At 68.8% G+C, this 26,021-nt stretch carries 24 protein-coding genes; 10 read left to right on the top strand and 14 right to left on the bottom strand.

Annotated features, from left to right (window positions below):
* Positions 1 to 10 precede the first annotated feature (10 nt).
* From ACFIMZ_RS20585 to ACFIMZ_RS20575, 3 genes are all read left to right on the top strand, one after another.
* Entirely contained in the window at positions 11 to 982 is a 972-nt protein-coding gene (locus tag ACFIMZ_RS20585) for a threo-3-hydroxy-L-aspartate ammonia-lyase (protein WP_431824180.1), read from the top strand.
* 74 nt (positions 983 to 1,056) lie between these two features.
* Complete coding sequence (locus ACFIMZ_RS20580; protein WP_431824179.1) at positions 1,057 to 1,524, top strand: YbaK/prolyl-tRNA synthetase associated domain-containing protein; 468 nt, start codon at positions 1,057 to 1,059, stop codon at positions 1,522 to 1,524.
* A complete protein-coding gene (locus ACFIMZ_RS20575; protein WP_431824178.1) occupies positions 1,515 to 2,234 on the top strand; it encodes an HAD family hydrolase in 720 nt (239 codons plus the stop codon). Before ACFIMZ_RS20580 ends, ACFIMZ_RS20575 begins: the two co-directional genes overlap by 10 nt.
* Before the next feature lie 76 nt (positions 2,235 to 2,310).
* On the opposite strand, the gene ACFIMZ_RS20570 is transcribed toward ACFIMZ_RS20575, so the two are convergent.
* Complete coding sequence (locus ACFIMZ_RS20570; protein ID WP_431824177.1) at positions 2,311 to 3,888, bottom strand: aldehyde dehydrogenase (NADP(+)); 1,578 nt, start codon at positions 3,886 to 3,888, stop codon at positions 2,311 to 2,313.
* 249 nt (positions 3,889 to 4,137) lie between these two features.
* Between ACFIMZ_RS20570 and ACFIMZ_RS20565 the strand changes: the two genes are divergently transcribed.
* Positions 4,138 to 5,529 (top strand): MFS transporter, encoded by a 1,392-nt coding sequence (locus ACFIMZ_RS20565; protein ID WP_431824176.1) that lies wholly within the window; start codon positions 4,138 to 4,140, stop codon positions 5,527 to 5,529.
* A 44-nt stretch (positions 5,530 to 5,573) separates the two neighbouring features.
* Here ACFIMZ_RS20565 and ACFIMZ_RS20560 read toward each other — a convergent pair whose 3' ends face one another.
* The 3 genes from ACFIMZ_RS20560 to ACFIMZ_RS20550 form a co-directional block, all read right to left on the bottom strand.
* On the bottom strand, positions 5,574 to 6,299 hold the full coding sequence (locus ACFIMZ_RS20560) for a site-2 protease family protein (RefSeq protein WP_431824175.1): 726 nt from the start codon (positions 6,297 to 6,299) through the stop codon (positions 5,574 to 5,576).
* Positions 6,296 to 7,240, bottom strand: a complete 945-nt coding sequence (locus ACFIMZ_RS20555) for a DUF2167 domain-containing protein (protein WP_431824174.1) — start codon at positions 7,238 to 7,240, stop codon at positions 6,296 to 6,298. The genes ACFIMZ_RS20560 and ACFIMZ_RS20555 overlap by 4 nt, the downstream gene beginning before the upstream one ends.
* A 155-nt stretch (positions 7,241 to 7,395) precedes the next feature.
* Positions 7,396 to 8,022, bottom strand: coding sequence for a LysE family translocator (locus tag ACFIMZ_RS20550; protein ID WP_431824173.1), 627 nt, complete (start codon positions 8,020 to 8,022; stop codon positions 7,396 to 7,398).
* A 132-nt stretch (positions 8,023 to 8,154) separates the two neighbouring features.
* Here ACFIMZ_RS20550 and ACFIMZ_RS20545 point away from each other — a divergent pair, with 132 nt between their 5' ends.
* Complete coding sequence (locus tag ACFIMZ_RS20545; protein WP_431824172.1) at positions 8,155 to 8,619, top strand: Lrp/AsnC family transcriptional regulator; 465 nt, start codon at positions 8,155 to 8,157, stop codon at positions 8,617 to 8,619.
* Between the two features lie 45 nt (positions 8,620 to 8,664).
* Here the strand turns inward: ACFIMZ_RS20545 and ACFIMZ_RS20540 are convergent, their stop codons facing one another.
* The 6 genes from ACFIMZ_RS20540 to ACFIMZ_RS20515 are packed head-to-tail and all read right to left on the bottom strand — an operon-like array spanning position 8,665 to position 14,845.
* Positions 8,665 to 9,876: an acyl-CoA dehydrogenase family protein gene (locus ACFIMZ_RS20540; RefSeq protein ID WP_431824171.1), complete on the bottom strand. Its 1,212-nt coding sequence runs from the start codon at positions 9,874 to 9,876 to the stop codon at positions 8,665 to 8,667.
* Positions 9,873 to 10,718 carry a hypothetical protein gene (locus ACFIMZ_RS20535; protein ID WP_431824170.1) on the bottom strand — a complete coding sequence of 282 codons (846 nt, stop codon included), beginning with the start codon at positions 10,716 to 10,718 and terminating at the stop codon, positions 9,873 to 9,875. Before ACFIMZ_RS20535 ends, ACFIMZ_RS20540 begins: the two co-directional genes overlap by 4 nt.
* Positions 10,719 to 10,774: 56 nt before the next feature.
* Entirely contained in the window at positions 10,775 to 11,431 is a 657-nt protein-coding gene (locus tag ACFIMZ_RS20530) for a methionine ABC transporter permease (protein ID WP_059653663.1), read from the bottom strand.
* The gene (locus ACFIMZ_RS20525; protein WP_431824169.1) at positions 11,424 to 12,590 is read right to left on the bottom strand and encodes a methionine ABC transporter ATP-binding protein; all 1,167 of its coding nucleotides are present in this window, start codon (positions 12,588 to 12,590) and stop codon (positions 11,424 to 11,426) included. The genes ACFIMZ_RS20530 and ACFIMZ_RS20525 overlap by 8 nt, the downstream gene beginning before the upstream one ends.
* Before the next feature lie 18 nt (positions 12,591 to 12,608).
* Positions 12,609 to 14,006 (bottom strand): LLM class flavin-dependent oxidoreductase, encoded by a 1,398-nt coding sequence (locus ACFIMZ_RS20520; RefSeq protein ID WP_431824168.1) that lies wholly within the window; start codon positions 14,004 to 14,006, stop codon positions 12,609 to 12,611.
* An 11-nt stretch (positions 14,007 to 14,017) separates the two neighbouring features.
* The gene (locus ACFIMZ_RS20515; protein ID WP_431824167.1) at positions 14,018 to 14,845 is read right to left on the bottom strand and encodes a MetQ/NlpA family ABC transporter substrate-binding protein; all 828 of its coding nucleotides are present in this window, start codon (positions 14,843 to 14,845) and stop codon (positions 14,018 to 14,020) included.
* Positions 14,846 to 15,286: 441 nt separating this feature from the next.
* Here ACFIMZ_RS20515 and ACFIMZ_RS20510 point away from each other — a divergent pair, with 441 nt between their 5' ends.
* From ACFIMZ_RS20510 to ACFIMZ_RS20490, 5 genes are all read left to right on the top strand, one after another.
* Positions 15,287 to 16,627, top strand: a complete 1,341-nt coding sequence (locus ACFIMZ_RS20510; protein WP_431825456.1) for a 2-hydroxycarboxylate transporter family protein — start codon at positions 15,287 to 15,289, stop codon at positions 16,625 to 16,627.
* Positions 16,628 to 16,733: 106 nt separating this feature from the next.
* Complete coding sequence (locus ACFIMZ_RS20505) at positions 16,734 to 18,617, top strand: sensor histidine kinase (RefSeq protein ID WP_431824166.1); 1,884 nt, start codon at positions 16,734 to 16,736, stop codon at positions 18,615 to 18,617.
* Positions 18,607 to 19,974, top strand: a complete 1,368-nt coding sequence (locus ACFIMZ_RS20500; RefSeq protein WP_431824165.1) for a sigma-54-dependent transcriptional regulator — start codon at positions 18,607 to 18,609, stop codon at positions 19,972 to 19,974. Before ACFIMZ_RS20505 ends, ACFIMZ_RS20500 begins: the two co-directional genes overlap by 11 nt.
* 33 nt (positions 19,975 to 20,007) lie before the next feature.
* On the top strand, positions 20,008 to 20,337 hold the full coding sequence (locus ACFIMZ_RS20495) for a DUF3579 domain-containing protein (protein WP_431824164.1): 330 nt from the start codon (positions 20,008 to 20,010) through the stop codon (positions 20,335 to 20,337).
* A gap of 201 nt (positions 20,338 to 20,538) precedes the next feature.
* Positions 20,539 to 21,390 (top strand): alpha/beta fold hydrolase, encoded by an 852-nt coding sequence (locus ACFIMZ_RS20490; protein ID WP_431824163.1) that lies wholly within the window; start codon positions 20,539 to 20,541, stop codon positions 21,388 to 21,390.
* Positions 21,391 to 21,428: 38 nt separating this feature from the next.
* Here the strand turns inward: ACFIMZ_RS20490 and plcR are convergent, their stop codons facing one another.
* From plcR to ACFIMZ_RS20470, 4 genes are all read right to left on the bottom strand, one after another.
* On the bottom strand, positions 21,429 to 22,028 hold the full coding sequence (gene plcR / locus ACFIMZ_RS20485; RefSeq protein ID WP_431824162.1) for a phospholipase C accessory protein PlcR: 600 nt from the start codon (positions 22,026 to 22,028) through the stop codon (positions 21,429 to 21,431).
* The gene (locus ACFIMZ_RS20480; protein WP_431824161.1) at positions 22,025 to 24,181 is read right to left on the bottom strand and encodes a phosphocholine-specific phospholipase C; all 2,157 of its coding nucleotides are present in this window, start codon (positions 24,179 to 24,181) and stop codon (positions 22,025 to 22,027) included. The genes plcR and ACFIMZ_RS20480 overlap by 4 nt, the downstream gene beginning before the upstream one ends.
* Positions 24,182 to 24,473: 292 nt before the next feature.
* The gene (locus tag ACFIMZ_RS20475) at positions 24,474 to 25,394 is read right to left on the bottom strand and encodes a hypothetical protein (RefSeq protein ID WP_431824160.1); all 921 of its coding nucleotides are present in this window, start codon (positions 25,392 to 25,394) and stop codon (positions 24,474 to 24,476) included.
* A gap of 122 nt (positions 25,395 to 25,516) precedes the next feature.
* A complete protein-coding gene (locus tag ACFIMZ_RS20470) occupies positions 25,517 to 25,957 on the bottom strand; it encodes a PACE efflux transporter (protein WP_059662443.1) in 441 nt (146 codons plus the stop codon).
* Positions 25,958 to 26,021: the final 64 nt, after the last annotated feature.

Raw genomic sequence — 26,021 nt, 5'->3', positions numbered from 1 at the left:
CGAATCTCACATGACCACGACTATCGAACTTCCCACCTTCGCCGACGTCGAGGCAGCGGCAACGCGCATCGCCGGCATTGCACATCGCACGCCCGTTCACACGTCACGCACGCTGAACGCGCTGATCGGCGCCGAGGTGTTCGTCAAATGCGAGAATTTTCAGCGCATGGGCGCCTTCAAGTTTCGGGGCGCCTTCAATGCACTGTCGAGATTTTCGCCGGAACAGCGCAAGGCCGGCGTCGTTGCGTTCTCCTCCGGGAACCACGCGCAGGGCATTGCCCTTGCCGCGCAGATCCTGGGCATCCCGGCGACGATCGTGATGCCGCACGACGCCCCCGCGGCGAAGGTCGCGGCGACGAAAGGATACGGCGCCGACGTCGTCATTTACGACCGCTATTCCGAGGACCGCGAAGCAATCGGCCGCCGCCTCGCCGACGAGCAGGGCCTCACGCTGATTCCGCCATACGACCACCCGGACGTGCTCGCCGGACAAGGGACCGCCGCGAAGGAGCTGTTCGACGAAGTGGGCGAGCTCGATGCGCTGTTCGTGCCGCTGGGCGGCGGCGGGCTGCTCGCCGGCACCGCGCTGTCGACCCGGGCGCTCGCGCCGCAATGCGTGTTGTACGGCGTCGAGCCGGAAGCCGGGAACGACGGTCAGCGCTCGCTGCGCAGCGGGCAAATCGTACACATCGATACGCCCAGGACGATCGCCGACGGCGCGCAAACCCAGCACCTCGGGAACTACACGTTCGGCATTATCAAGCGCGACGTGAATGATATCCTCACCGCGCCGGATGCCGATCTGGTGAACGCGATGAAGTTCTTCGCGACGCGCATGAAGATGATCGTGGAGCCGACCGGGTGCCTCGGTCTCGCCGCCGCGCTGAATTCGAAGGAGTCGCTCAAGGGCAAGCGCGTCGGCATCATCATCAGCGGCGGCAATATCGACCTCGAGCGATTCTGCGCCCTCGTGACGTCGTAAGCGTCGCCCGCGGGCGGCGCAGTCTTGGTGACGCAACCCGCAATGTGTCGAAACAATTGAACACCATGTCATCCATGTATGAGAAGCTGGTCGCGTTGCTCGACCGTGAAGGCGCCAGGTATCGGGTGATCGAACATCCGGCAGAGGGACGCTCCGATCGGGTTGCGGCCATTCGCGGGACATCACCGGGGCAGGGTGCGAAAGCGATGCTGTGCAAGAGCAAGGATGCCGGGCAGGCGTTGATTCTCGCGATCCTTCCCGGGGACAGGAAGCTGGACTTCAAGAAGGTCGCGGCAGCGGCCGGGCTCAAGAAGGCCACGCTCGCGTCAGCCGACGAAGCGCAGCATGAAACCGGGTGCGCGATCGGGGCAATCCCTCCGTTCTCGTTCTCGTCGACCATCAAGCTGATCGTCGATCCGGACCTGATCGGCAGCTTCGATGAGATCGCGTTCAACGCCGGCCGGCTCGACAGGTCCATCGTGCTCAGTTCGGCCGATTACGTCCGGATTGCCAATCCACTCCTTCAGCCGCTATGCGTCTAGGCAAAGTATCCGCAATCTCGTTCGACCTTGACGACACCCTGTGGCCATTCGGGCCGGCCGTCGAGCGGGCCGAAGCAACGCTGCATGCATGGCTGCTCGAGCACGCGCCCAACACGGCGCGCATCCTGCCGACGCGGCAAACGCTGAGCCAGTTGCGCAACGAGTACGAGCGCTCGCGCCCTGACCTCGTCAACGACTATCGTGCGTTGAGAATCGGTTCGATCAGGCTCGCGCTGGAGCTGGCGAAGGAAGATGTCGACCTGTCCGAACACGCATACCGCGTTTTCTTTTCCGCGCGGCAGCAGGTCGAGTTTTACGACGACGTCCGGCCGGCGCTGGCGTGGCTGAGCGCCAGGTTTCCGCTCATCGCCGTGACGAACGGCAACGCGGACCTCCGGCTGACCGGCGGCAGCGAGTTCTTTCGCGAAACGTTCAGCGCGGGCGCGCTGGGCACCGCGAAGCCCGAGCCCGAGATATTCCATGCGGCCGCGAGGGCAGCGGACGTGCCTCCCGCGGAGTTGCTTCACGTGGGCGACGATTTTCATCTCGACGTTCTCGGGGCATTGAACGCCGGGCTGCAGGCTGCGTGGCTGGTTCGCCGGAATCATCCCCAGATGCAACACCCGGAGCCCGACACCCGCTCCCCGCACCTCACCATTCACGACTTGTCGATGCTGTGTCGCGCCCTCGGCGGACCGGTCGACTTGTGATGACGGAAGACGAAGAGCAGCACGATAGCGCCCGCAAGCGGACGCCATCCTCTTCAACGCTCCCGCAGGCCCGCGCTCACGCCGCGTTGCCGTCGCGCAGACGCGGAATCCCGAGCGGGTTCGCTTCCTGCAGCCCTTCCGGCAGCAGGTCGTCCGGGAAGTCCTGGTAGCACACCGGCCGCAGGAAGCGCTCGATCGCGGTCGCGCCGACCGACGTCACCGCCGGGTTCGACGTCGCCGGGAACGGCCCGCCGTGCACCATCGCATCGCACACCTCGACACCGGTCGGGAACCCGTTGACGAGCAGACGCCCCGCCTTGCGTTCCAGGACCGGCAGCAGGCGGCGCGCGAGCGGCTGGTCGCCGGCATCCATCTGCAGCGTGGCCGTCAGCTGGCCCTCGAGCGCCTCGAGCACGCGCGCCAGTTCGTCGACATCGCGGCAGCGCACGACCAGCGACGACGGTCCGAACACCTCGTGGCTGAACGCCGGCTCGGCGAGAAACGCCTGTGCGGACACCTCGAACAGCGCGCCGCTCACGTCACAGGCGCCCTGCGCCGCTCCGCCCGCGCCGAGCTGGCGCACGCCCGGCAGCTCGGCGAGCTGGCCGCGGCCGGCGCGATACGCATCGGCGATGCCGCGCGTCAGCATCACGCCCGCCGGCTTCGTCGCGAGCGCCTGCGCGGCGGTCGCTTCGAAGCGGTCGAGATCCGGACCGTCGAGCGCGAGCACAAGCCCCGGGTTCGTGCAGAACTGGCCGACGCCGAGCGTCAGCGAATCGACGAAGCCCGTCGCGATCGCGTCGCCGCGCGCGGCGAGCGCGGCCGGGAACAGCAGCACCGGGTTGATGCTGCTCATTTCCGCATAGACCGGGATCGGCTGCGGGCGCGCGTTCGCAAGCTGCGTCAGCGCGACGCCGCCCTGCCTCGAACCGGTGAAGCCGACCGCCCGGATCGCCGGATGGCTGACGAGCGCCGCGCCGATCACGCGGCCCGGCCCGATCAGCAGCGAGAACACGCCGGCCGGCATCCCGCACTTCGCGACCGCCGCGCGGATCGCGCGGCCGACCAGCTCGGACGTGCCGAGATGCGCCTCGTGCGCCTTCACGATCACCGGGCAGCCGGCCGCGAGCGCCGACGCAGTGTCGCCGCCGGCGACCGAGAACGCGAGCGGGAAGTTGCTCGCGCCGAACACGGCGACCGGCCCGAGCGGGATCTTCTGCAGCCGCAGGTCGGCGCGCGGCAGCGGCGTGCGCGCGGGCCGGGCCGGATCGATCGACGCGGCGAGGAAGCGGCCGTCGCGCACGACCCGCGCGAACAGGCGCAGCTGGTCGACCGTGCGGCCGCGCTCGCCTTGCAGGCGCGCCACCGGCAGGCCGGTTTCGGCGTGCGCGCGCCCGATCAGCGCGTCGCCGAGCGCGACGATCTCGTCCGCGATCGCGTCGAGGAACGCGGCGCGCGCCGCCAGCGGCTGCGCGCGATACGCGTCGAACGCGTCGCGCGCGAGCTCGCACGCGCACTCGACGTCGGCCAGCCCGCCGACGCCGAACGCCGGCGCGTCGATCGGCGCGCCCCGCGTCGGGTCGAACGCGTGCAAGGTTCCGGCCGAGCCGTAGACCGCATCGGCGCCGATCAGCATCTCACCTGTCAGTTGCATGGGGTGTGCTCCGTGGTTCAGGAATGGGTTGGATGGCCCATTGTAGCCCAACAGATACGATGTCCGCTGACTAGATTTCAAGACAAAGCCTCCGGCCGCGACGCGCACTATCGCCTCGGATCCTTGTAATCGCTGGATTTCTAACCGATCAGGCGCGTCCATCCGCCAACAAAAGGGAAAACCCGAGTTACGCCGCGCGGCCGCTCGTCACTAAACTGCACACCATGTCATACGACGACGTACATTAAAGTGCCTAATCAGACCTCCTCCCGCGATCTCCCGCTTGATCTGGCCCGGGCCGCGCGCCGCACCGCCGTGCGCTACTGGATCCTCGCGATGCTGTTCGTCGTCACGACCCTCAACTACGCGGACCGCGCGACGCTGTCGATCACCGGCACGCCGATCCGCAAGGCGTTCGGCATCGACCCGGTGACGATGGGCTACATCTTCTCGGCGTTCAGCTGGGCGTACGTGCTCGCGCAGCTGCCGAGCGGCTGGCTGCTCGACCGCTTCGGCGCGCGGCGCGTCTATGCGGGCAGCATCTTCCTGTGGTCGGCGTTCACGCTGCTGCAAAGCACGATCGGGCTCGGCGGCAGCGCGGCGTTCGCGGTTGCCGCGCTGTTCGCGATGCGCTTCGCGGTCGGCATTGCCGAAGCGCCCGCGTTCCCCGCGAACGCGAAGGTCGTCGCGAGCTGGTTCCCGACCGCCGAGCGCGGCACCGCGTCGGCGATCTTCAACTCCGCGCAGTACTTCGCGGCGGTCGTGTTCTCGCCGCTGATGGCGTGGCTCACGCACGCTTACGGCTGGCATCACGTCTACCTGTGGCTCGGCCTCGCCGGCATCGCGCTCACGCTCCTGTGGCTGCGCGTCGTGAAGGACCCGGCCGACCATCCGGCGGTGAACCGCGCGGAACTCGAGCACATCGAGCAAGGCGGCGGCCTCGTGCGCACGGCGGGCAGGCCGACCTGCGCGCGCGGCAAGGGCGCGCCGTCCGAAAGCAGCAAGGTCGCGGGCTGGTACTACGTGCGCCAGCTCCTGTCGAACCGGATGCTGATCGGCGTCTATCTCGGCCAGTACTGCGTGAACGTGCTCACGTACTTCTTCCTGACGTGGTTCCCGATCTATCTCGTGCAGGCGCGCGGGATGTCGCTGCTGAAGGCCGGCTTCATGACGTCGCTGCCCGCGATCTGCGGGTTCCTCGGCGGCGTGCTGGGCGGCATGCTGTCGGACGCGCTGATCCGGCGCGGCGTGTCGCTGACGCGCGCACGCAAGATCCCGATCGTCGGCGGGATGCTGCTGTCGATGGCGATCATCGGCTGCAACTACGTCGACAGCGAAGCGCTCGTGATCATGCTGATGGCGCTGTCGTTCTTCGGCAAGGGCATCGGCTCGCTCGGCTGGGCGGTGGTCGCGGATACCGCGCCGAAGGAAGCAATCGGCCTGTCGGGCAGCCTCTTCAACATGTTCGGCAACACGGCGGGCATCGTCGCGCCGATCGCGATCGGCTACCTGGTCGGCGCAAGCGGCTCGTTCAACGGCGCGCTGTTGTTCGTCGGGCTCAACGCGCTCGTCACCGTGCTGAGCTACCTCGTGATCGTGAAGGACATCAGGCGGGTCGAATTGCGGCATCGCGCCGCGTGAAGGACCGAAGGACCGGCGGCCGCTGCGCGCGGCCGCCGTCTGCATCAGCTCGCGGAACGCACGGCGCCCAGCATGTCGTGCACGCCGGACGTCATCAGCGCGAGAAACGCCAGCAGGCCGACGTAGCAGAGCGCGTAGGTCGTCTTGGTCTCGATCGACGTCGCGTAATAGACGCGGTTCTCCGGCGCGTCGGGATCGTAGCGCCACGCGCGCATCAACTGCGGCAGCGCGAGGATCGCCATCACGATCAGCAGCGGACTCGGCCGGTACACGAACAACGCGACCAGCACCGGCACGCCCGCGAACCAGATCCGCGGCGACAGCACCGCGGTGATCCGCCCGCCGTCGAACGGCGACAGCGGAATCATGTTGAACAGGTTCAGGAAGAAGCCCGTATACGCGAGCGCGAGCAGCAGGCTGCTGTCGTAATGGCGCGCCGCCGCATAGCAGACGAGCGCGCCGAGCGTGCCGACGAACGGTCCGGCCAGCCCGACGTAGGCCTCGGTTTCCGCGTCGTGCGGCATCTCCTTCAGCTGGATCCACGCGCCGACGAACGGGATGAAGGTCGGCAGCCCGACGGCCAGCCCACGCCGCTGCGCGGCCAGGTAGTGGCCGGCTTCGTGCACGAGCAGCAGCGCGACGAAGCCGGCCGCGAACCGCCAGCCGTAGAACAGCGCATAGACCGCGATCGAAACCAGCATCGTGCCCGCCGACGCGAGCACCTTGCCGAGCTTCAGGCCGCCGAGGATCAGCAGCAGCAGCTTGGTCATTCCTTGCGCTCCGCGTCGGCCGCGTCGGCGATCGCGGGCGCGGCGGCGGCCTTCGGCTTGCGGCCGAAGAAGCGCTTCAGCGCCGCGCCGCCGGCCACCAGCGCGACGAGGCCGATCTTGAAGAACTTCACCGCGAACGCGCCGATCACCGCGAGCAGCCCGAGCTTCTTCGCGCCGACGCCAACGATCAGCGCCGCGAGGCCGTATTCGGCGACGTGGTCGGTCGACTTGTTGAAATCGGCATAGCGCTTGCCGTCCTTGAAATCGATGTGCGCGAGCAGATCGTTGGCCGACGGCTTGTATTTCGGCAGGTCCCCGAGGCTCGACACCATCGTCAGCGACAGGTAGCCGTCGCGGCCGAGCGCGAGCGTCCGGTAGTTCGCGCCGTCGGTCTCCGGGTTCGCGGCCGCGCCCTTGTCGCGCATGATCGACGACCAGACGAGCCGGTGCGTGCCGGCGTCGTACGCGGGCGGCTGCGCCCAGCCGACCACCTCGAACTCGGGCAGCCCGCGCTCCTTGCGCGCCGCGTTGCCCTCCTCGGTGCCCTCCTTCAGGCTCGCGAGCAGCTCGTCCGGCTTCCAGTCCTTCGCGTCGTCGTCGCGGATGTAGCCGCTCGGCTCGAACGACATGACCGACATCCAGTCGGCGTCCGGATCGGCCGGGAGCACCATGCCGACCAGCTTCGACTCGTCGACGGTGTTGCCCATCGCGCGCAGGTAGCGGCCCGCCTCGGCCGCCGGCACGAACGCCTCGCCCTGCGTCAGCTTCAGCACCGCCTGGTGCTTCAGGTCGATATCGGCCGGGCCCTGCACGGCGGCCTTGTTCAAGGCCGCCGCCGCGGCCTTCATTTCCGCTTGCGCGGCTTCGGTCTGTGCGCGGCCGGTCGTGGCGGCGAGCGCGAGGATCGCCATGCAGGCGATCCGTGCGACTGTCTTTTTCATTCTTCAATTCCCCCGGGAATGGCTTGTCGTCGATGTGCGCCGCTGCCGGCCCGCTTGTCGGTTCTGTGGATGGCCCGGCACGGCCTCTCTGGTTGCACGGCGCTATGGTAGCGCAGCGCCTGGCCGCGGCGCGACGCTTGCCCCCCGGGTACACGTCACCGCCGCTCCAGCGCCAGCTTCACACCGAGCCCCAGCAACACGACGCCGCTGACACGATGCATGCGGGTCAGGACGCGCGGGTTACGGCGAATCGATGTCGACAGCAGGCCGGCAAACAGCGCGACAGGGCCTTTGACGACAAACGTCAGGCCGGCAAACGTCACGCCCAGCACGAATAGCGACAGCATCGGACGCGCCGCACCCGCCTGGACGAACTGCGGCAGAAAGGCCAGGTAGAACAGCGCGACCTTCGGATTCGACACATTGGACAGCGCACCCTGTGCGAACGCACGCAGCGCCGATTCCGGCGCGCCGCCACGGCTCGAAAGCACCCGCTCTCCCGACGAGCGAAGCAGCGTGATGCCGAGGTACAGAAGGTACAGCGCGCCGGCCAGCTTCAGCACCGCGAACAGCCATTCGGATGCCTGAAGAAGCGCCCCCAGGCCCAGCGTCGCCAGTATCGTGTGCAGGATGAGGCCGGCGCTGACGCCCGCTGCGGTGACGAAGCCCGTCCGGGTGCCGCCGGAGAGCGTGCGCGACATCACCAGGACCATGTCCTGGCCCGGGGTAACGATGATCAAAAGGGAAGTGGCCAGGAACGGCAACCATGAGATGTGCAGCATCGGACGACTCCTGAAAGGGTGGGCGGTCGTCAGATTATGGCCATCCTCCCGTGGAGATTGGATGCAATCCTGGCCATGATCGGCTGTGAATTTGGCGTTATTCTCCAATATTCACAATTTGGGTAGTGAATCATGCCAATCAAGCTCGATGCGATCGACAAGCGCATTCTGCGTGCGTTGCAACAGAACTCGAACCGGACGAACGCCGAGCTGGCGCAGCATGCCGGGCTCTCGGCTACCCCTTGCCTGCGCCGCGTTCACCTGCTGGAAGAGCAAGGCGTGATCGACGCGTACGTTGCGCTGCTGAATCCCGCGGCCGTCGAATTGAGGTTCACGGCCTTTGTGCGCGTCACGCTGGAACGCCAGGACAAAACGACGGTGGAGCACTTCGCGCGGGAAATCGAACAAGCGCCGGAAGTGCTCGAATGCCATCTGATGGCCGGCAGCTACGACTACCTGCTGCGCGTCATCGCAAAGGACCTGGATGACTTCCAGCGCTTTCAGATGGAGACGCTCACGAGGATCGCCGGGGTACGCAACATCCAGACCGAGATCCCGCTGAAGCGGATCAAGCAGACGACCCGTCTCCCGATCTAGAGACGGTTTCGCCGGCGCAGCCGCGTCGAGCGCCACACGCGTCCGTCACGTATACAGCGATGCCTGCGGCAACTGCCCCGTCAGCGCGAACCGGCCGACATCCCGCAGCCGATAGTCGAGCGGGTCATGCAGCGTATGCGTGCGCGCATTGCGCCAGAACCGGTCGAGCCCGAGCGACGCGGCCGTCGCGCGCGCGCCGCACGCGTCGAACAGCGCCTCGCCGTTCGCAAGCGCGGCCCGCTGCGCGACGATCTTCGCGTCGGAGATCGCAAGCGCCGCCTCGGCCCGCCCGTCGGCCGTCAATGCGTCGCGCTGCAACCACGCGTGCTGCAACGCGTCGGCCGCACGATCGGCGAGCGCCGCGGCGGCCGCCGCCTGCACGCGCATGTCGCCGAAGCGCTGCAGCGTGTACGGATCGTCGGTCGCGCGTTCGACGCCCGCATGAATCCACGGCCGCCCGTGCTTCAGCACGTATTCGCGCGCGTCGGCCAGCGCGCCTTCGGCGAGCCCGACGAACAGGTTCGTCAGCACCAGTTGCGACACCAGCGTGCGCAGCGTCGCGCGCGGCGTCGGCGGCGCTTCCGAGCGGTGCAGCACCTCGTCCGGCGCGAGCACCACGCCGTCGAACGTCACGCTGCCGCTGTCGGTCTGGCGCTGGCCGATCGGGTCCCAGTCGTCGTTCACGGTGATGCCCGCGCGCGCGGTCGGCACCACGCCGAACACGGTCCGGCCGAGCGCCGGATCGTGCGCGGACACGGTCATCCGCTGCGAGCCGCGCGTGCCCGAACAGAAGCCTTTCGCGCCGTCGAGCCGGTAGCCGCCGTCGGGCGTCGCGGTCGCGACGAGCCGCGTGTCGAGCGGATTGACCGCATTGCCCCACCACCAGCGATGCGCGACGGTACCGCGCAGATAGCGCTCGCGCTGCGCGGGGCTGCCCCACACGTCGACGCTCACGACCTGCAGGCACTGGAAGCCGACCAGATGCGCAAGCGCGCTGTCGACGCGCGCAATCTGCCGGAGCGCGTCGTAAATCACGGGCCACGCGGTTTCCTGCCCGCCGAACGCGCGCGGCACCGCGAGCGTCAGCAGGCCCGCATCGGCGAGCCATTGCTTCTCCTGCGCGGCGTGGCCGCCCGCGCGATCGCGGGCGGCGGCGCTCGCGCGCAGCGCGTCGGTCACGCGGGCCAGCGCCGCCGGGTCGAAGGCGGACGCGCCCGTTTCCGGGGCAAGCGTCGCCGGGCCGCGCGGATCGTTCATGCGAGCGCTTCCTGTGCGACCGGTTCGCCCGACAGCGGCACCAGCGAACCGAGCGCGGGCCGCCCGGTCAGCCGCGCGAGGATCTCGCGGCGCCAGTCGTCGTAGATCGCCCGATAACCGGCGATGTCCGCGCCGAACACCTCGGCGGTATGCGCGTATTCGTCGTGCAGATAGCCGTCGAGCCGCCGCTGCGTTTCCTCGTCGGCGTCGATCACGCGCTCGATCAGCGCGTCGCGCTCGGCCGCCGGCAACGCGGCCAGCGTCTCGAACCACCATTGCACGATCTGCACGCGATGCCATTCCTCGTCCGGACGGATGCGGTTCTCGCCGTGCTCGCGCATCGCGCCGTCGGCGATGCGGCCGGTCTTGCGCTGGATCCACAGCTTCGCGAGGATGTGCAGCTCGTAATGCCATTCGAACGCGAGGAAGCCCGCAAGGTCGCGCACCGGCAAGTCGCCGACGCGCGCCCAGTGCGCGGCGACGAGCGCGTCGATCTCCGGCAGCGGATCGCGCCCGGTCAGCGCCATCACGCGCTCGCGGCCGATCACCGCGTGCGCGCCGTCGTCGCCGAGCTGGCGCGACAGGATCAGCTGGAAATGCGGGTCGTCGCGGAACAGCGTATCGATTGCCTTCGCGACGACCTGCACAATGAACAGGTCGTGCGACGCCATCTTCGTGTAGTAGTCCGCGACGGCGGCCAGCTCGTCGGCGTTGCGCGGCTCGCGCGGCGGCTCGGCGAGCTTGGCGGGGAAATCGGGACGATGGCGGCGCGCCACGTCCAGGAACAGGGCTTCCTCGAACTGGGCGTTCCACTCGCGCGGCGCGCCGATGGGCAAAGTCATGATGAATCGGTCTCTCAGGATCGTTGATTGGAAGAGCGGGCGCTTGTGGCGCCCGCTCAGGTGCGCCTGGCCAGTCGTCGGGCCAGGCGGTCGCCCGTGACTTGCACGGCCGAGACGAGCGCGATCAGGATCACGATCACGGTCGCCATGACGGTGGTGTCGAAACGCTGGTAGCCGTAGCGGATCGCGAGGTCGCCGAGCCCGCCCGCGCCGACCGCGCCCGCCATCGCGGTCGAGCCGATCAGCGCGACCACGGTGATCGTGAAGCCGCCGAGCATGCCGGGCAGCGCCTCCGGCAGCAGCACGTGCCACACGATATGGCGGCGCTTCGCACCCATCGCGAGCGCGGCCTCGATCAGCCCGCGATCCACTTCGCGCAGGCTCACCTCGGCGACGCGCGCGAAGAACGGAATCGCGGCGATGGACAGCGGCACGACGGCCGCCCACACGCCGATCGTCGTGCCGATCAGCACGCGCGTGAACGGCAGCAGCGCGACGAGCAGGATGATGAACGGCGTCGAGCGGAACACGTTGACGATCGCGCCGAGCGCCGCGTTCAGGCCGCGCCGCGCGTAGATGCCGCCCGGCGCGGTCGTCACGAGGATCACCGCGAGCGGGGTGCCGAGGAGCGCCGCGATCGCCGCCGACGCAGCGACCATCGACAGCGTGTCGCGCATCGCGTCGAGCAGTTCGGGCCACCAGAGCTCAAACATAGCCGAGCACCTCCGCATGGTTCGCATGGCGGCGCACGCGTTCGAGCAGCGCGGCAAGCGCGCCGGGCGCGCGCGCGTCGGCCGCCGACGCGATCACGAGGCGGCCCTGCGCGCGCCCCTGGATGCGCTCGATGCCGCCGTGCAGGAACCGCACCGAGCCGCCGAGCGCCGCCGCGAGCGCGCCCACGTCCGGCTCGCCGCCGCTCTCGCCCGTATAGCGGAGGTCGAGCACGACCTGCGCGCCGTCGGGCAGCGCCGTGTGCGCGGGCAGCGGCTGCACGCGCGCGGCGAGCTCGGCCGGCAGGTCGTGCACGACCGTGCCGAGCAGCGCGCGCGTCGCGCCGTGCTGCGGCGCGCCGAACACGCGCCACACCGGGCCCGTTTCGACGACCTCGCCCTGCTCGATCACCGCGACGGTGTCGCACACCGCGCGGATCACTTCCATCTCATGGGTGATCAGCACGATCGTCAGGCCGAGGCGGCGGTTGATGTCGGCGAGCAGCGCGAGGATCGACTGCGTCGTCTCCGGATCGAGCGCCGACGTCGCCTCGTCGCATAGCAGCACTTCGGGGTCGTGCACGAGCGCACGCGCAATGCCGACGCGCTGCTTCTGGCCGCCGGACAGGCTCGCCGGGTATGCGTCGCGCTTCGCGGTCAGCCCGACCAGCTCGAGCAGCGCCGCGACCTTGCGCGCGCGCTCGGCCTTCGGCACGCCGGCGATCTTCAGCGGCAGCGCGACGTTCTCGGCGACCGTCTTCGCGGACAGCAGGTTGAAATGCTGGAACACCATCCCGGTGCGGCGGCGCAGCGCGACGAGGCCGTCCTCGTCGAGCGCGCCGACGTCGACGCCCTGCACGCGCACGCGGCCCGACGTCGGCCGTTCGAGCCCGTTGACGAGCCGCAGCAGCGTCGACTTGCCCGCGCCGCTGCGGCCGATGATGCCGAACACCTCGCCGCGCCGCACGTCCAGCGTCACGTCGCGCAACGCGGCGGCCTGCCCGCGCGGCGACGCGAACACCTTGCCGACCTGCTCCAGCGCGACGGCGACGCCGTCCGCAACCGCGGCGTCGGCCCCATCGGCCGCGCGCGCTTGCGCGTCACGGCCGATGGACGCGGCCGACGTGTCGACGAAACCCAGCGTATCGAAAAATTGCGTCATCGCGTTGCTCCGTCGCGCTCACGCATGCGCCGGCTCGTGCGCGGCCGCCGGCCGGTGCCGCGCGCCCGCATGCCACGCGGGCAGGCGCGCGCCGGCGCCGAACAGCTTCTCGCGCAGCGTCGGCGCGGGATCGTAGTCTTCCTTGTAGACGCCGCGGTTCTGCAGCTCCGGCACGACCCAGTCGACGAAATCCTCGAACGACTCGGGCATCACCGTGCGCGTCAGGTTGAAGCCGTCGATGCCGGTCTCGTCGATCCACGCCTGCAGCTCGTCCGCGACCTGCGACGGCGAGCCGACGATCGGGTGATAGCGGCCGCCGAGCGACATCTGGTCGAGCATCCGGCGCACGGTCCACGTGCCGCTCGTGCTCTTCTTCGAGATCGCGTCGACCGCCGACTGGATCGAATCGGTCTTCACGTACGAGATCGGCTCGTCGAGCCCGTACTTCGCGAAGTCGATGCCGGTCGAGCTCGCGAAGTGCGCGAGTCCGGCCTCGGCGCTCGCATGGCGCCGGTATTCGTCGAACTTCTCGCGCGCGAGAAGTTCGTTCTCGGCGGTGACGACGGTCACGCCGGCAAAGATCCTGATCGACGCCGGATCGCGCCCTTGCCGCGCCGCCGCCGCGCGGATGTCGAGCACCGCCGCGCGCGCGGCCGCCTTGCTCTGGCCGTTCACGAACACGCACTCCGCGTGCCGGCCCGCGAACTCGACGCCGCGCGCCGACGCGCCGGCCTGGTACAGCACCGGCGTGCGCTGCAACGACGGCTCGCACAAATGGATCGCGTCGATCGAATAGAACGGCCCGTCGTGCCGCACGCGCCGCACCTTGCCCGGCTGCGCGAACACGCGCGCGTGCGCGTCGCGGATCACCGCGTCGTCGTCCCAGCTCTGCTCCCACAGCTTGTAGACGACCTCCATGTAGTCGTCCGCGCGCTCGTAGCGGTCGTCGTGGCCGATCTGCTGCGCGAGGCCCATCCCGCGCGCGGCGCTGTCGAGATAGCCGGTGACGATGTTCCAGCCGACACGCCCCTTCGTCAGGTGATCGAGCGTCGACATGCGCCGCGCGAACAGATACGGCGGCTCGTAGGTCAGGTTCGCGGTCACGCCGAAGCCGAGATGCCGCGTGACCTGCGCCATCGCGGGCACGATCAGCAGCGGATCGTTGACGGGCACCTGCACCGATTCGCGCAGCGCGGCGTCCGGGCCGCCGCCGAACACGTCGTACACGCCGACGATGTCCGCGAGGAAGATGCCGTCGAACTTGCCGCGCTCGAGCGTCTTCGCGAGATCCGCCCAGTAGTCGAGATCGGTGTAGTGCGCGGAGCGGTCGCGCGGGTGCGTCCACAGACCGTGATTGATGTGCCCGACGCAATTCATGTTGAACGCGTTGAGCAGGATCTTCTTCTGGTTCGCCATGCGCGCCTCCGTCACCACGCGATCGCGTACAGCGAGCCGAACGCGTTGTCGAGCGCCTTGCGCACCGCGGGCGATTGCTGATAGATCGCGATGAACTTGCGGATGCGCGCGTCGTTCGCGCTCTCCGGCCGCACGACCCACTGCAGCGCGTAGCTCTTGTTCTCGGTGCCGTCGAACAGCAGCGCGCTGTTCGGGTCGGTCGTGCCCGCGAGCTTGATGAAGCTCGGGTAGCCCTGCGCGAGATCGACGTCGTCGAGCGAACGCGCGAGCTGCGACGCCTCGAGCGCGATGATCTTCAGGTGCTTCGGGTTCGACACGATGTCGTGCGTCGTCGCGCGGTAGTCGACGCCCGGCGTCAACGTGACGAGCCCCGCGCGCTGCAGCAGCAGCAGGCCGCGCCCGCCGTTGACGGGATCGTTCGCGATCGCGACCTTCGCGCCGTCCTTCAGCTCGCTGAAGCTCTTCACCTTCTTCGAATAGAGGCCGATCTTCATGATCGTGCCCGGCGCGATCGACACGAAGTTGTAGCCGCCCTGCTTCTTCGCGTTCTCGAGGAACGGGATGTGCTGGAAGTAGTTGACGTCGATGTCCTTGTTCGCGAGCGCCGCGTTCGGCGTATTCCAGTCGGTGAACTCGATGATCTTCACGTCGAGCCCCTGCGCCTTCGCTTCCTTCGCGGCGATCTTCAGCGCGTCGATCTGCGGGGTGGTCGACACGCCGACCTTCAGCGGCGCGGGTTCGGCCTGCGCACCGGCCAGCAGGGCCGCGCCGAGCAGCGCGGCGGCCAGCAGCCGGACGAAGCGCGCGGCGCCGCGGGCGGAAATAACGGGATGCTGCATGGAAGCCATTCTCCAGTCCAAAGACGGTATCGAGGCATGAGCGATGCCGCGGCGAGCGCGCGAGCGGTCTCCGGACAGGGGTTCATGCATGAGGAAATGATCGGCCGATGATAGAGAGCGGCGCGATGGCGGTCTACGAAGCGATTCTGGGAAGAAAATCGCCGCCAGCGATATGGCGCGGTCGGCCACGGGCAACGCGCACTGGCCGAAATCTCGGCCTGCGCGCGGGGCGGATTCCGAAGTTTCGGAACACCGCCTGCGCCGCCCAACCATCAGACAACGAAAACCCCCGTCAAATCAACGCATTGCAAATTCCCCCGCAAGATCGCCGCTGGCACGGACGTTGCGTAATTGTCGGCACACGATGCCGCGAAGCACCGAAGCCGCGCCGGCATTCCAAATCCAAGGAGACACGTCTTGCAGACCTCTACGTCCACCCCGATCCAAGCGGAGCCGATCGCCGAGCCCCGTTCCCCCGCCCGCACCCGTTTCTGGCCGGAAGGCTGGTGGAAGCTGATGGAAATCCGCATCGGCATCATCCCGCTGCCGATCTACTTCATCCTGCTCGCGCTGATCGTCGGCTTCTCGGTCACCGGCAAGGTGCCCGGCGAGATCTCGATGGCGATCGCCGTGCTCGCGTTCTTCGGCTTCACCTGCGCGGAACTCGGCAAGCGCCTGCCGCTGCTGCGCAACATCGGCGCCGCGGCGATCTTCGCGACCTTCGTGCCGTCCGCGCTGACCTACTATCACGTGCTGCCGAAGCCCGTGCTGACCCTCACGACCGAGTTCACGAAGTCGACGAACTTCCTGTACCTGTTCATCGCGTCGATCATCGTCGGCAGCATCCTGAGCATGGACCGGCGCGTGCTGATCCAGGGCTTCCTGAAGATCTTCATCCCGCTCGCGGCCGGCTCGATCGCCACGGCGATCGTCGGCACGGCCGTCGGCACCGCGCTCGGCCTCGGTGCGCGGCACACGCTGCTGTACATCGTCGTGCCGATCATGGCGGGCGGCGTCGGCGAAGGCGCGATCCCGCTGTCGATCGGCTATTCGGAAATCCTGCACCTGCCGCAAGGCGAGATGTTCGCGGCCGTGCTGCCGCCGGTGATGCTCGGCAGCCTGACCGCGATCATCCTGTCGGGCGCGCTCGACATGCTCGGCAAGCGCCTGCCGCACCTGACCGGCAACGGCCGGCTGCAGGTCGGCGAAACCGGCGACATGACGCCGGAAAACGAAGAGATCCGCGGCCACGTCGACGTCACGCACATCGCGGGCGCCGGCATCACGGCGATCACGCTGTACCTCGTCGGCCTGATGGCGCACAAGCTGTTCGGCCTGCCCGCGCCGGTCGCGATGCTGTTCCTCGCGGTGCTCGTGAAGCTCGCGCGCGCGGTGTCGCCGCCGCTGCAGGAAGGCGCGTTCGTCGTCTACAAGTTCTTCTCGACCGCCGTCACCTATCCGCTGCTGTTCGCGATCGGCGTCGCGATGACGCCGTGGGACAAGCTGACCGCCGCGTTCACGGTCGTCAACGTGATCACGATCGTCGCGACGGTCGCGACGCTGATGGGCACGGGCTTCGTGGTCGGCCGCATGATGAAGATGTACCCTATCGACACGGCCATCGTGAACGCGTGCCACAGCGGACAGGGCGGCACCGGCGACGTCGCGATCCTGACCGCCGCGAACCGGATGCAGCTGATGCCGTTCGCGCAGATCGCGACGCGCATCGGCGGCGCGATCGTCGTCACGGTGACGCTGATCCTGCTGGCGCATCTCGGATGACGCGTCGCCGCGCGTCCGCTCGCGACGGCCGCATGACGCGCAGCGCCGCCGCCGGTCCGCCCGGCGCGCGGCGCGCGCGCATCCGGCAGGCCGGCGGCGGCCATCGATGAGGGCGAACGTGCAGACGAGTTTCAAGGGAATCGCGTGGTGGGGTTGGGCGGCGGCGGTCGCGCTGTATGTCGGCGTGACCGCCGCCGCGGTCGAGTTCGCGTGGGACCGCGCGATCGACGGGCTCGAGGAAGTCGGCGCGCACCGGCTCGACCTGTACGCGGCGAGCCTGAAGAGCGAACTGGGCCGCTTCGAGCTGCTGCCCGCGCTCGTCGCGCGGCAGGACGGCGTGCGCATGCTGCTGAAGACGCCGCCTGACGCAGCGCCCGACCTGCTGCACACGGTCAACACCTACCTCGAAGCGGTGAACCGCGACGCGGGCAGCGGCGCGGTCGACGTGATCGACCTGCAAGGCTCGGTGATCGCCGCGAGCAACTGGAACCAGCCGGTCAGCTTCGTCGGCACCAACGTGTCGTACCGGCCTTACTTCAAGGATGCGCTCGCGCACGGCAGCGGCCGCTTCTTCGGCATCGGCACCAACACCGGCATTCCCGGGCTCTATTTCGCGAGCGCGGTCCGCGACGACGGCCGGACGCTTGGCGCTGCGGCCGTCAAGGTCAGCGTCGACACGCTCGAATTCGCGTGGCGCGCGCCCGGCGTCGCGGCGATGGTGGTCGACGGCAACGGCGTGATCGTCATCTCGACCGAACCCGAATGGAAGTTCGCCGCGCTGCGGCCGATCACCGCGCAGCAGCAGCGCGACATCCAGGCATCGCGCCAATACGCGGGCCGCACGGTCGAGGCGCTGCCGTACCGGCGCGTCGGCGGCTGGAATGCCGCCGCGTGGCTCGGCGAGTTTCCCGACCTGCATCGCCCGGGACGCAGCGCGCGCTATCTGGTGATGTCGCGGCCCGCGCCGCAGGCCGGCGATTCGCTGATGGTGCTGCTCGACGTCGCCGGCGCGCGGCGCCAGCAGCAGATGGCGTTCGCGTTCGTGACGGGCGCGTTCCTGATCGCCGCGCTCTATGCCGCGTATGCGATCCAGCGCCGCCGCACGATCGCCGCGCGGCTCAATGCGCAGGACGCGCTGCGCCGCGCGAACGACCGGCTGGAGCTGACCGTCGCGCAGCGCACGGCCGCGCTGACGGCGGCGAACGAACGGATGCAGCAGGAGATCGTCGAGCGCGAGCGCACCGAGCAGCGCCTGCGCGATTCGCAGCAGGAGGTCGTGCATGCGGGCAAGCTCGCGGTGCTCGGGCAGATGGCCGCGGGCCTCACGCACGAGCTGAACCAGCCGCTCGTCGCGATCCGCACGCTGTGCGACAACGCGCGCACCTTCTTCGAACGCGACCAGCCGGCGCAGGCGATCGCCAATCTCGAGCGCATCGGCCGCCTCGTCGACAGCATGGCGGTGCTGACCGGCGAACTGAAGACGTTCGCGCGCAAGCCGGACATCGAGCGCGTCGCGGTGTCGCTCGGCGAGGCGGTCGCGCACGCGCGGCTCATCTACGATGCGCGGATTCGCGACGAAGGCGTGACGCTCGACGTGCGGATTCCGCCCGGCACGACCGTGTACGCGGAATCGAGCCAGCTGCAGCAGGTGATCGTGAACCTGCTCGGCAACGCGCTCGACGCGGTGCGCGACGCCGCCGTGCGCACGATCGTCATCGAAGCCGGCGAGCCCGATCCGCAAGGCCGCGTGCGCTTCACGATCGCCGACAGCGGCGCGGGCATCGCGCCGGACGTGCTCCCGCACCTGTTCGAGCCGTTCGTGACGACCAAGCCGCGCGGGCAGGGCCTCGGGCTCGGCCTCGCGATCACGTCGCGCATCGTCGAAGGGTTCGGCGCGAAGATCGCCGCGGCCAACCGCGCCGACGGCGGCGCGGCATTCAGTATCGAATTCGCGGCGGCCACGCCGCAAAGGACAGAGCATGGAAGATGAGATTCGGGTGCTGGTCGTCGAGGACGATGAGAACGTCCGGATCGGCGTCGAGCAGGCGGTCGCGCTCGCCGGGTTTCCGGTGAGCGCGTTCGCGTCGGCGGCCGACGCGCTCGCGCAGGTGGCGCCCGGCGCGCCGGTCGTGATCGTGTCGGACGTGCGGATGCCGGGCATCGACGGGTTGCAGCTGCTCGACCGCGTGATGGCGATCGATGCGCAGATCCCGGTCGTGCTGATCAGCGGCCACGCGGACATCTCGACGGCCGTCGGCGCGATGCAGGTCGGCGCGTACGACTTCATCGAGAAGCCGTTCTCGTCCGACGTGATCGCCGGGCGCGTCGCGCGCGCGGTCGAGAAGCGCCGGCTGACGCTCGAGGTGCAGGGCCTGCGCGCGGCGCTGCACAACTGGCAGGGCATCGAGGGGCTCGTGCTCGGCAAGTCGCCGGCGATGGCGGATGTCCGCAAGAAGATCCTGCGGCTCGCCGATACGTCGGTGTCGGTGCTGATCACCGGCGAGACGGGCACCGGCAAGGAGCTGATCGCGCGCAGCCTGCACGATTTCGGCGGGCGACGCGACGCGCATTTCGTTGCGCTGAACTGCGGCGGCCTGCCGGAACAGGTGTTCGAGAGCGAGCTGTTCGGCCACGAGGCTGGCGCGTTCACGGGCGCGATCAAGAAGCGCATCGGCAAGGTCGAGTGGGCGCACGGCGGCACGCTGTTCCTCGACGAGATCGAGACGATGCCGGTCGCGCTGCAGATCAAGATGCTGCGCGTGCTGCAGGAGCGCGTGGTCGAGCGGCTCGGCGCGAACGAGCTGATTCCGGTCGATTGCCGCGTGGTCGCCGCGTCGAAGGCCGACCTCGCCGAGCTCGCGGCCGACGGGCGCTTTCGCGCGGACCTGCTGTACCGGCTGAACGTCGCGCAGATCGAGCTGCCGCCGCTGCGCGAGCGCCGCGAGGACGTGCCGCTGCTGTTCGAGCACTTCGTGCTCGCGGCCGCGCGCCGCTTCGGGCAGCCCGCGCCGGTCGTGAACGCCGCGCAGGTGTCCGAACTGATGACGCACCAGTGGCCCGGCAACGTGCGCGAGCTGCAGAACGTTGCCGACCGCTTCGTGCTCGGGCTGACCGGCGACAGCCTGCTGTCGGCGGCCGGCGGCGCGCCGGCGAAGGGCGGCACGCTCGCGGAACAGCTCGCGTATTTCGAGCGCATGCTGATCGAGGACATGCTGCGCCGGCACAACGGCAACGTCGCGGACGCCAGCGATGCGCTCGGGATGCCGAAGAAGACGCTTTATCACAAGCTGCGCCACCTGCGGATTCCCGCGCGCGGCGACGCGTCGGCCGAAGGCGGCGACGCGTAACGCATACGGCAAGCGAACGAGGATCGTACAGGCATGGATCGCATCAACCTCACCGGGCAGGGCCAGACCGCCGGCTATCTGATCCGGGGCGTCACCCGCGCGCAGAAGACGTTCCGGCCGGGCGACTGGCCCGAGCGTCTTGCGGGCGTGATCACGCTGTTCGTCGGCGAAAAGCGGCCGGGCTTCCCGAGCGCGCTGACGCGGCTCGCGACGCCCGTCGTCGACGGCGGCGTCAAATGCCTGCTCGTGTCGCACGAATTGCAGGCCGCGTGCCCCGACGCGTTCGAGTTTGCGATGCGGTTTGCCGACGACAACGACCTGCCGGTCGACGCACGCTCCGCACCCGACTTCGCGGTGCGCTGACGGCGGGCGGCAATCCGCCTTTCGTTTCGCATACAACCATCGGACAAATGCCCTGCCCGATCAAGCGCGCTCGCCCTGATCGGGCTTTGCGGGATTGCCATCAATAAAATTGATCGATGCGATGAAAATTATGCGTTTTGCTTACACGCCGCGGTCGGGCATAGTTGCGACGTGATGACGCACCTGTGAGTTTTTTCAGTCATGAACATGCGAATCGAGCCTTCGGTGCTCGCGAACCCCGACCTGCAATTTGCGACGCTGTCGTCAGGCATCAGCCTGCCGTATGTCGAACAGGGCACGGGCGCGCCGATGGTGTTCGTTCATGGATCGCTTTGCGACTATCGCTACTGGGACCCGCAGCTCGCTGCGCTGTCGGCGCACTATCGCTGCATCGCGCCGAGCCTCAGCCACTACTGGCCGGCGGTTGAAGCCGGCATCCAGAACGAGTTCAGCTGGCAGAACCACGTCGACGAGCTCGCCGAATTCATCGATGCGCTCGACCTCGGCCCGGTGCATCTCGTCGGCCACTCGCGCGGCGGCAGCGTCGCGTTCAACGTCGCGCGCCACCATCCCCACCTCGTCGAGACGCTGACGCTCGCCGATCCGGGCGGCCCGCTGCAGCAGGAAGGCGTGCGCGAAGCGACGCTGCCGCCGGCCGCGATCGCGCTGCGCACGAAGGCCGTGAGCCTGATCGAGAACGGCGACGTCGAGGCAGGGCTCGAGACGTTCGTCGACTCGGTCAGCATCCCCGGCGCGTGGAACAAGAGCACTGCGGGCTTCCGCACGATGGCGATCGACAACGCGAGCACGCTGCCGAAGCAGCTTCGTGATCCGCTGCCCGCGTATTCGCGCGGCGCGGCGGCGGACGTCGCGTGCCGTACGCTGCTGATCGACGGCCAGCGCAGCCCGAAGATGTTCCGCCACAACGTCGACACGCTCGCGCAGTGGATCGGCGACGCGCAACGGCAAACCGTCGCCGGTGCGTCGCACGGGATGAACGCCGCGGCGCCGGGCGTGTTCAATCGCTACGTTCACGAGTTCATCGCGGCGTAATCGTACGCGCGGCGCGTTCGAGCCGCGCGCCCGCTCTCTCAACCGCCATGCGGCGCCGGCGCCGCGGTCCCGTAGATCCGCTTGCGCAGTTCGGCCAGCCGGCTATCGAGCGCCGCGCGCTGCTGCTCGCGATCCGGCACGGTTCGCGTGACTTCCTCGATGATCTTGCGGCTCTCCGCGACATAGGCCGCGTCCTGCCGCTCGCGCGCAGGCGACGGCGGCCGCGCGCCCATCGCGAGATCGCGCAGGTGCTCGCGCAGCGCATCGCTGCCCGCCCGACGCGCCGCCGCGTCCGGTTCCGCATCCTGCCACAGCAGATCCGCAATGCCGGACGCCTCGTGCGGATCGAGTGCGCCCGCGTCCGCATCGGCGCGCAGCCGCGCAAGCAGCGCGCGAGCGCGCGCCTGCCGGTCGGCGCCGCCCAGCGCGGCGCGATCACGCGCATAGCCGTCGAGCTGCGCATGGAAATCGGCGGGCGAAGCAATCGAATCGTTCGTCATGCTGGCTTCCTGGTGAAGAGCGCGTTGTGAAGCGGCCGGCCGCTCGATGCCCGGGCGGCCGGCCCAAAGCGCGACGGCCGACGCGGCGACGCCCGCCGCCAGCGCCGCGCCGCCCCACCACGCTCGGTTGCGGTTCATGATGCGTTCCCGGTCACGCGCGCAAAGAGCGGATCGGTGACGCTCGCGGCGCCCGTCTCGACGTGCCCGGCCAGCGCGCGCAGATAGTCCGCGTCCGCATCGACGGTCACGTTCAAGTCGTACCAGCCGCCGCTTGCGGACAGGTCCCAGACGGTCTCGACGGTCGCGCCCGGCTCGATCGCGCCGGACCGCGACGCGGCGCCGTAGCCGTTGTCCGCGATCGTAGCGGTGAGCCGCGCGCGACCGGCGTTGCGCATCCGCACGACGAGCCCGCCGTCGGCACGATATGCAATCATCACGTCGAGCAGCGCCGCGCTTGCGGTCGCGCCGCCCTTGAAGCGCCGATAGAACCCGTTCGGCCCGTACGCGGCGAGATCGTAGCGCCCCTGCGTGTCGCGCACCGGCCACCACTGGTCGCTCAGCACCCAGCCGCTCTGGATCGTGTAGAAGCGCGGGCCGTTCTGCGCCACCGCATCGTGCACATGGAACACCGCGGCCGACGCGCCGGCCGCGTTGCCGGGCACCGCCTTGCCGTTGTTCGCGAAGCTCACGTTCAGCACGCCCGCGCGCGGGTCGAGCGCGGCCTCGACGAACAGTTCGTAAGGCACCGGGCGCAGCTTGCGCTGCCCCGGCTCCTGCACGGGCAGCGGCGCGTTCTCCGCCGGGTAGCTCGCCGGATAGCTCGGCTTCGCGAGGTAGTACTGCACCCAGTACGCGTTGTCGAGCTGCGCCTTCGTCGCCGTCAGGTCGAGCAGCGCAGGCGGCACCGCGCGATCGGCGTCGCCCGCGAAATCGAACGCCGAGCTCAGGTCGCCGCACACCGCGCGGCGCCACGGCGTGATGTTGGTTTCGTAGACGTCCGGATGATCGTCGACGAAACGCTTCTCGATGAAACGAATCACCGACGTGTGGTCGAACACCTCGGAGCAGGTCCAGCCGCCCTTCGACCACGGCGAGATCGCGAGCAGCGGCACGCGCGTGCCGAGCCCGATCGGCAGGCCGGACTGCTGCTCGATCTCCCCTTCGACGCTGACCGTCGACAGCCCCTTGCCCGCCTTCCACGGCGGCACGGGCGCGGTCACGTGGTCGTAGAAGCCGTCGCCTTCGTCGTAGCACAGCAGGAACACCGTCTTCGCCCACACCGCCGGGTTCGACGTGAGCGCATCGAGTATCCGCGACACGAACTCCTCGCCGAACGACGGCCCCCACCACGGATGCTCGGACGACGAGAACGGCGGCACGATCCACGACACCTGCGGCAGGCGGTCGGCAAGCACGTCGTCGCGCAGCGACGCGACGCCGCGCGCGGTCATCCCGCGCTGGTACAGCGGCGAATTGGTCGGCGCCGACTTGAACTGCGCGAACCACGCCAGCGCGTTGCAATCGAAATTGTTCGTGTTGTCGATCCAGTAGCGGCTCGACACGAAATTCCACACGTCCTGGTACGAACCGACGCCGCCTTCCTGATAGATGCGCCAGTCGATGCCCGCTTGCTGCAGGCGTTCCGGGAACGTCGTCCAGGACACGGTGCCGGTGCGGTCGCCCATGAAGTTCGAGGTCGCGACCTGGCTGCCGTCGGCTTTCGGCGACGCGCGGCCCGTCATCAGGTACAGCCGGTTCGGGTTGGTCGGCCCCATCATCGACTGGTGATACGCGTCGCAAATCGTGAACGCGTTCGCGAGCGGATAGTAGTAAGGCAGATCGGTGCGCGTGAAGTAGCCCATCGCCTCGGGCCACTGCACGGCCATCCACTTGTCGTTGCGGCCTTCGTTCCATAGCTGGTGGAACGGGTCCCAGTCGTGGTACTCGGACGTCATCCACTGCGCCCACGTCTTCGACGTGTCCAGATGCCACGGCACGTAGTCGCGGCCCTTGTAGTTCTGATACCAGATCGCCTTGCCGTCGGGTCGCGCGACCGTGCGCGGATCGTTGAAGCCGCGCACGCCCGGGAAGGTCCCGAAGTAATGGTCGAACGCGCGGTTCTCCTGCATCAGCACGACGATGTGCTGCACGTCGCGGATCGTTCCCGTCACGCGGGCCGGTTCGACGGCGAGCGCCCGCCGGATGGATTCGGGCACCGCGGCCGCGAGCGCGGACGCGCCGGCGGCCTGGGCCGAGCGGATCAAAAACGTACGGCGATCAAGTCGCGGCATCGACACACTCTCCTCGTTCTTCTGGCGGACGGGGTGGAATGGATGAGCGCGCAACGATGAATGTCGCGCGCCGCCGATGCGCGACCGTCGAACCGGTCTCTCCGCCCCGGCCGCAGCCGGAACACGGCGCGTCGGCGGCCCCCGCTCGCCCGCCACGCACGACATCGTTGCGACGAATTCTAGGAAGCGTGACCGGACAATTTTGTTAAGCCGCGACGAAAACCCGGACGATTGCGACATTAGAGGTCTTCTACAAACGGGCCTCCGACGCGGCGGGGCTACTGCACGGCGGCTACCGGCAAACGACCTGCGGCCCCGGCTCGCCTATTGCGATCGAAAGACCGTTGCCGTTGTCGTCGTTGCCGACACTCATCCCGGTGTACGAATAGACGGACCGATACGCACGCCCGTCGTAGCGGTAATAGGTGTTCTGGTGCTCGGCCATGCTGGTCCGAGACGACGTCATGAGATCCGGCATTCCGTTGCAGGTGCTTTCAAGCACGTCGACCGGGCCGTCGTCGACGGCCAGCAGCGCGTCGTATCGCCCGTGCCGCGCGCGATAGATCCATGCCGGCGCATTGACCTGATTGCCGCTCGTCTCGCAACTGACGAACAGCAGCTTGCCGTGCGGCCCCTCGCACGTTTGCGCGGTCAACGCCTCCCCGCCGCATTCGCCGGCGAGCGCCTTGCGCGCGCGTGCGTCGAGCGGCGCCAGCGCGGCGGCAACGGGCGCGTCGGCAGGCTCCGATGCGCAGAGCCCTTTCCCGCGCGGCCATGCCGGATGCGCATTCAGGTACACGGGCGACAGCGCGGCAATGACGGCGTCCAGCGCACGATCAAGGCAACGCACGTCCTTGCAGCGACCGATCGCGCGGTTCTGCGCGGCAAGCTTCGGGGCGAGATTCCACGGGTCGCTCACGACCGCGAGCGACGCGTACTGAAGAAAGCGCGCAGCGAACACCTTCTCCCGCAGCGCCGGCTTGTCGCAGGTGCCGGGCGGCAATGCGTTGCGCGCGGCGGCGGCATCCGTCAGCAGGTCGTCATCCGGCGGGTCGGACAGCGTGCGAACGTCGAGGCAGGGTTCGAGCCGCAACTGCGTCGATACATAGCTGCCCTCGACCTGACCGCTGCGCGGGATCACCCGCGGCCCTTCCGCATGCGCGGGCGAGGCAACGGCCAGCGCGCAGGCCAGCAACGCGATGCCGGATGCCAACGTGTTTCGAGCGGCCCGCCGGGGCGCTTCGATCGAAGAGGGGAAAACCGCCGGGCATGCGATGCACGCGTGCCCGGCGGCGCTTCGCGCGATTGTAGCCGCGGCCGCCGGCGATGCGCCGCCTAGACCTGCGGCTCGGCCTTGCGCGTCACCGCGTCCGGCAGCCCGAACACGCCATCGAACGACCAGTTGTAGACGAACGTGAAGATCGGGAAGAACACGATCAGCACGGCGTCGTACAGGAACGCCTGCAGCAGCGACACATCGAGCCACCACGCGATCAGCGGGATCAGGAACGTCACGAGCGCGACCTGGAACCCGATCGCGTGCAGCACGCGACGCCCTACGGAGCGGGTCGTCGCCGCGCGACGACGCTCCCACGCCTCGAACGCGAGGTTGTACAGAAAATTGACGACGACGCCCGTCGTCGAGATCATCACGCCCAGCATGCCGCTCTTCGCGGCGCCCGCGCCGCTCAGCGCGCCCAGCGTCGCGGAGGCGATCAGGATGCCGAGCACCTCGAACAGCACGACATAGACTATGCGTCTCTTCCAACCTTGCATGAACATCCACCTTCGAATCTGACAAGGCGTCGAGACTAGCAGCGGACCCGCGGTCCGCAAAAGT

It is taken from the genome of Burkholderia sp. F1 (assembly GCF_050813845.1).
In the GTDB taxonomy this organism is placed as follows: Bacteria; Pseudomonadota; Gammaproteobacteria; order Burkholderiales; family Burkholderiaceae; genus Burkholderia; species Burkholderia ubonensis.
Note: the sequence above shows the minus strand (reverse complement) of the source record. Positions and strands in the feature narration are given on the sequence as shown.

Excerpts from the sequence above, each read along its gene's own strand:
- ACFIMZ_RS20585 (WP_431824180.1), top strand. The coding sequence starts at position 11 with ATGACCACGACTATCGAACTTCCCACCTTCGCCGACGTCGAGGCAGCG.
- ACFIMZ_RS20580 (WP_431824179.1), top strand. The coding sequence starts at position 1,057 with ATGTATGAGAAGCTGGTCGCGTTGCTCGACCGTGAAGGCGCCAGGTAT.
- ACFIMZ_RS20575 (WP_431824178.1), top strand. The coding sequence starts at position 1,515 with ATGCGTCTAGGCAAAGTATCCGCAATCTCGTTCGACCTTGACGACACC.
- ACFIMZ_RS20570 (WP_431824177.1), bottom strand. The coding sequence starts at position 3,888 with ATGCAACTGACAGGTGAGATGCTGATCGGCGCCGATGCGGTCTACGGC.
- ACFIMZ_RS20560 (WP_431824175.1), bottom strand. The coding sequence starts at position 6,299 with ATGACCAAGCTGCTGCTGCTGATCCTCGGCGGCCTGAAGCTCGGCAAG.
- ACFIMZ_RS20555 (WP_431824174.1), bottom strand. The coding sequence starts at position 7,240 with ATGAAAAAGACAGTCGCACGGATCGCCTGCATGGCGATCCTCGCGCTC.
- ACFIMZ_RS20550 (WP_431824173.1), bottom strand. The coding sequence starts at position 8,022 with ATGCTGCACATCTCATGGTTGCCGTTCCTGGCCACTTCCCTTTTGATC.
- ACFIMZ_RS20545 (WP_431824172.1), top strand. The coding sequence starts at position 8,155 with ATGCCAATCAAGCTCGATGCGATCGACAAGCGCATTCTGCGTGCGTTG.
- ACFIMZ_RS20540 (WP_431824171.1), bottom strand. The coding sequence starts at position 9,876 with ATGAACGATCCGCGCGGCCCGGCGACGCTTGCCCCGGAAACGGGCGCG.
- ACFIMZ_RS20535 (WP_431824170.1), bottom strand. The coding sequence starts at position 10,718 with ATGACTTTGCCCATCGGCGCGCCGCGCGAGTGGAACGCCCAGTTCGAG.
- ACFIMZ_RS20530 (WP_059653663.1), bottom strand. The coding sequence starts at position 11,431 with ATGTTTGAGCTCTGGTGGCCCGAACTGCTCGACGCGATGCGCGACACG.
- ACFIMZ_RS20525 (WP_431824169.1), bottom strand. The coding sequence starts at position 12,590 with ATGACGCAATTTTTCGATACGCTGGGTTTCGTCGACACGTCGGCCGCG.
- ACFIMZ_RS20520 (WP_431824168.1), bottom strand. The coding sequence starts at position 14,006 with ATGGCGAACCAGAAGAAGATCCTGCTCAACGCGTTCAACATGAATTGC.
- ACFIMZ_RS20515 (WP_431824167.1), bottom strand. The coding sequence starts at position 14,845 with ATGCAGCATCCCGTTATTTCCGCCCGCGGCGCCGCGCGCTTCGTCCGG.
- ACFIMZ_RS20505 (WP_431824166.1), top strand. The coding sequence starts at position 16,734 with ATGAGGGCGAACGTGCAGACGAGTTTCAAGGGAATCGCGTGGTGGGGT.
- ACFIMZ_RS20500 (WP_431824165.1), top strand. The coding sequence starts at position 18,607 with ATGGAAGATGAGATTCGGGTGCTGGTCGTCGAGGACGATGAGAACGTC.
- ACFIMZ_RS20495 (WP_431824164.1), top strand. The coding sequence starts at position 20,008 with ATGGATCGCATCAACCTCACCGGGCAGGGCCAGACCGCCGGCTATCTG.
- ACFIMZ_RS20490 (WP_431824163.1), top strand. The coding sequence starts at position 20,539 with ATGAACATGCGAATCGAGCCTTCGGTGCTCGCGAACCCCGACCTGCAA.
- plcR (WP_431824162.1), bottom strand. The coding sequence starts at position 22,028 with ATGAACCGCAACCGAGCGTGGTGGGGCGGCGCGGCGCTGGCGGCGGGC.
- ACFIMZ_RS20480 (WP_431824161.1), bottom strand. The coding sequence starts at position 24,181 with ATGCCGCGACTTGATCGCCGTACGTTTTTGATCCGCTCGGCCCAGGCC.
- ACFIMZ_RS20470 (WP_059662443.1), bottom strand. The coding sequence starts at position 25,957 with ATGCAAGGTTGGAAGAGACGCATAGTCTATGTCGTGCTGTTCGAGGTG.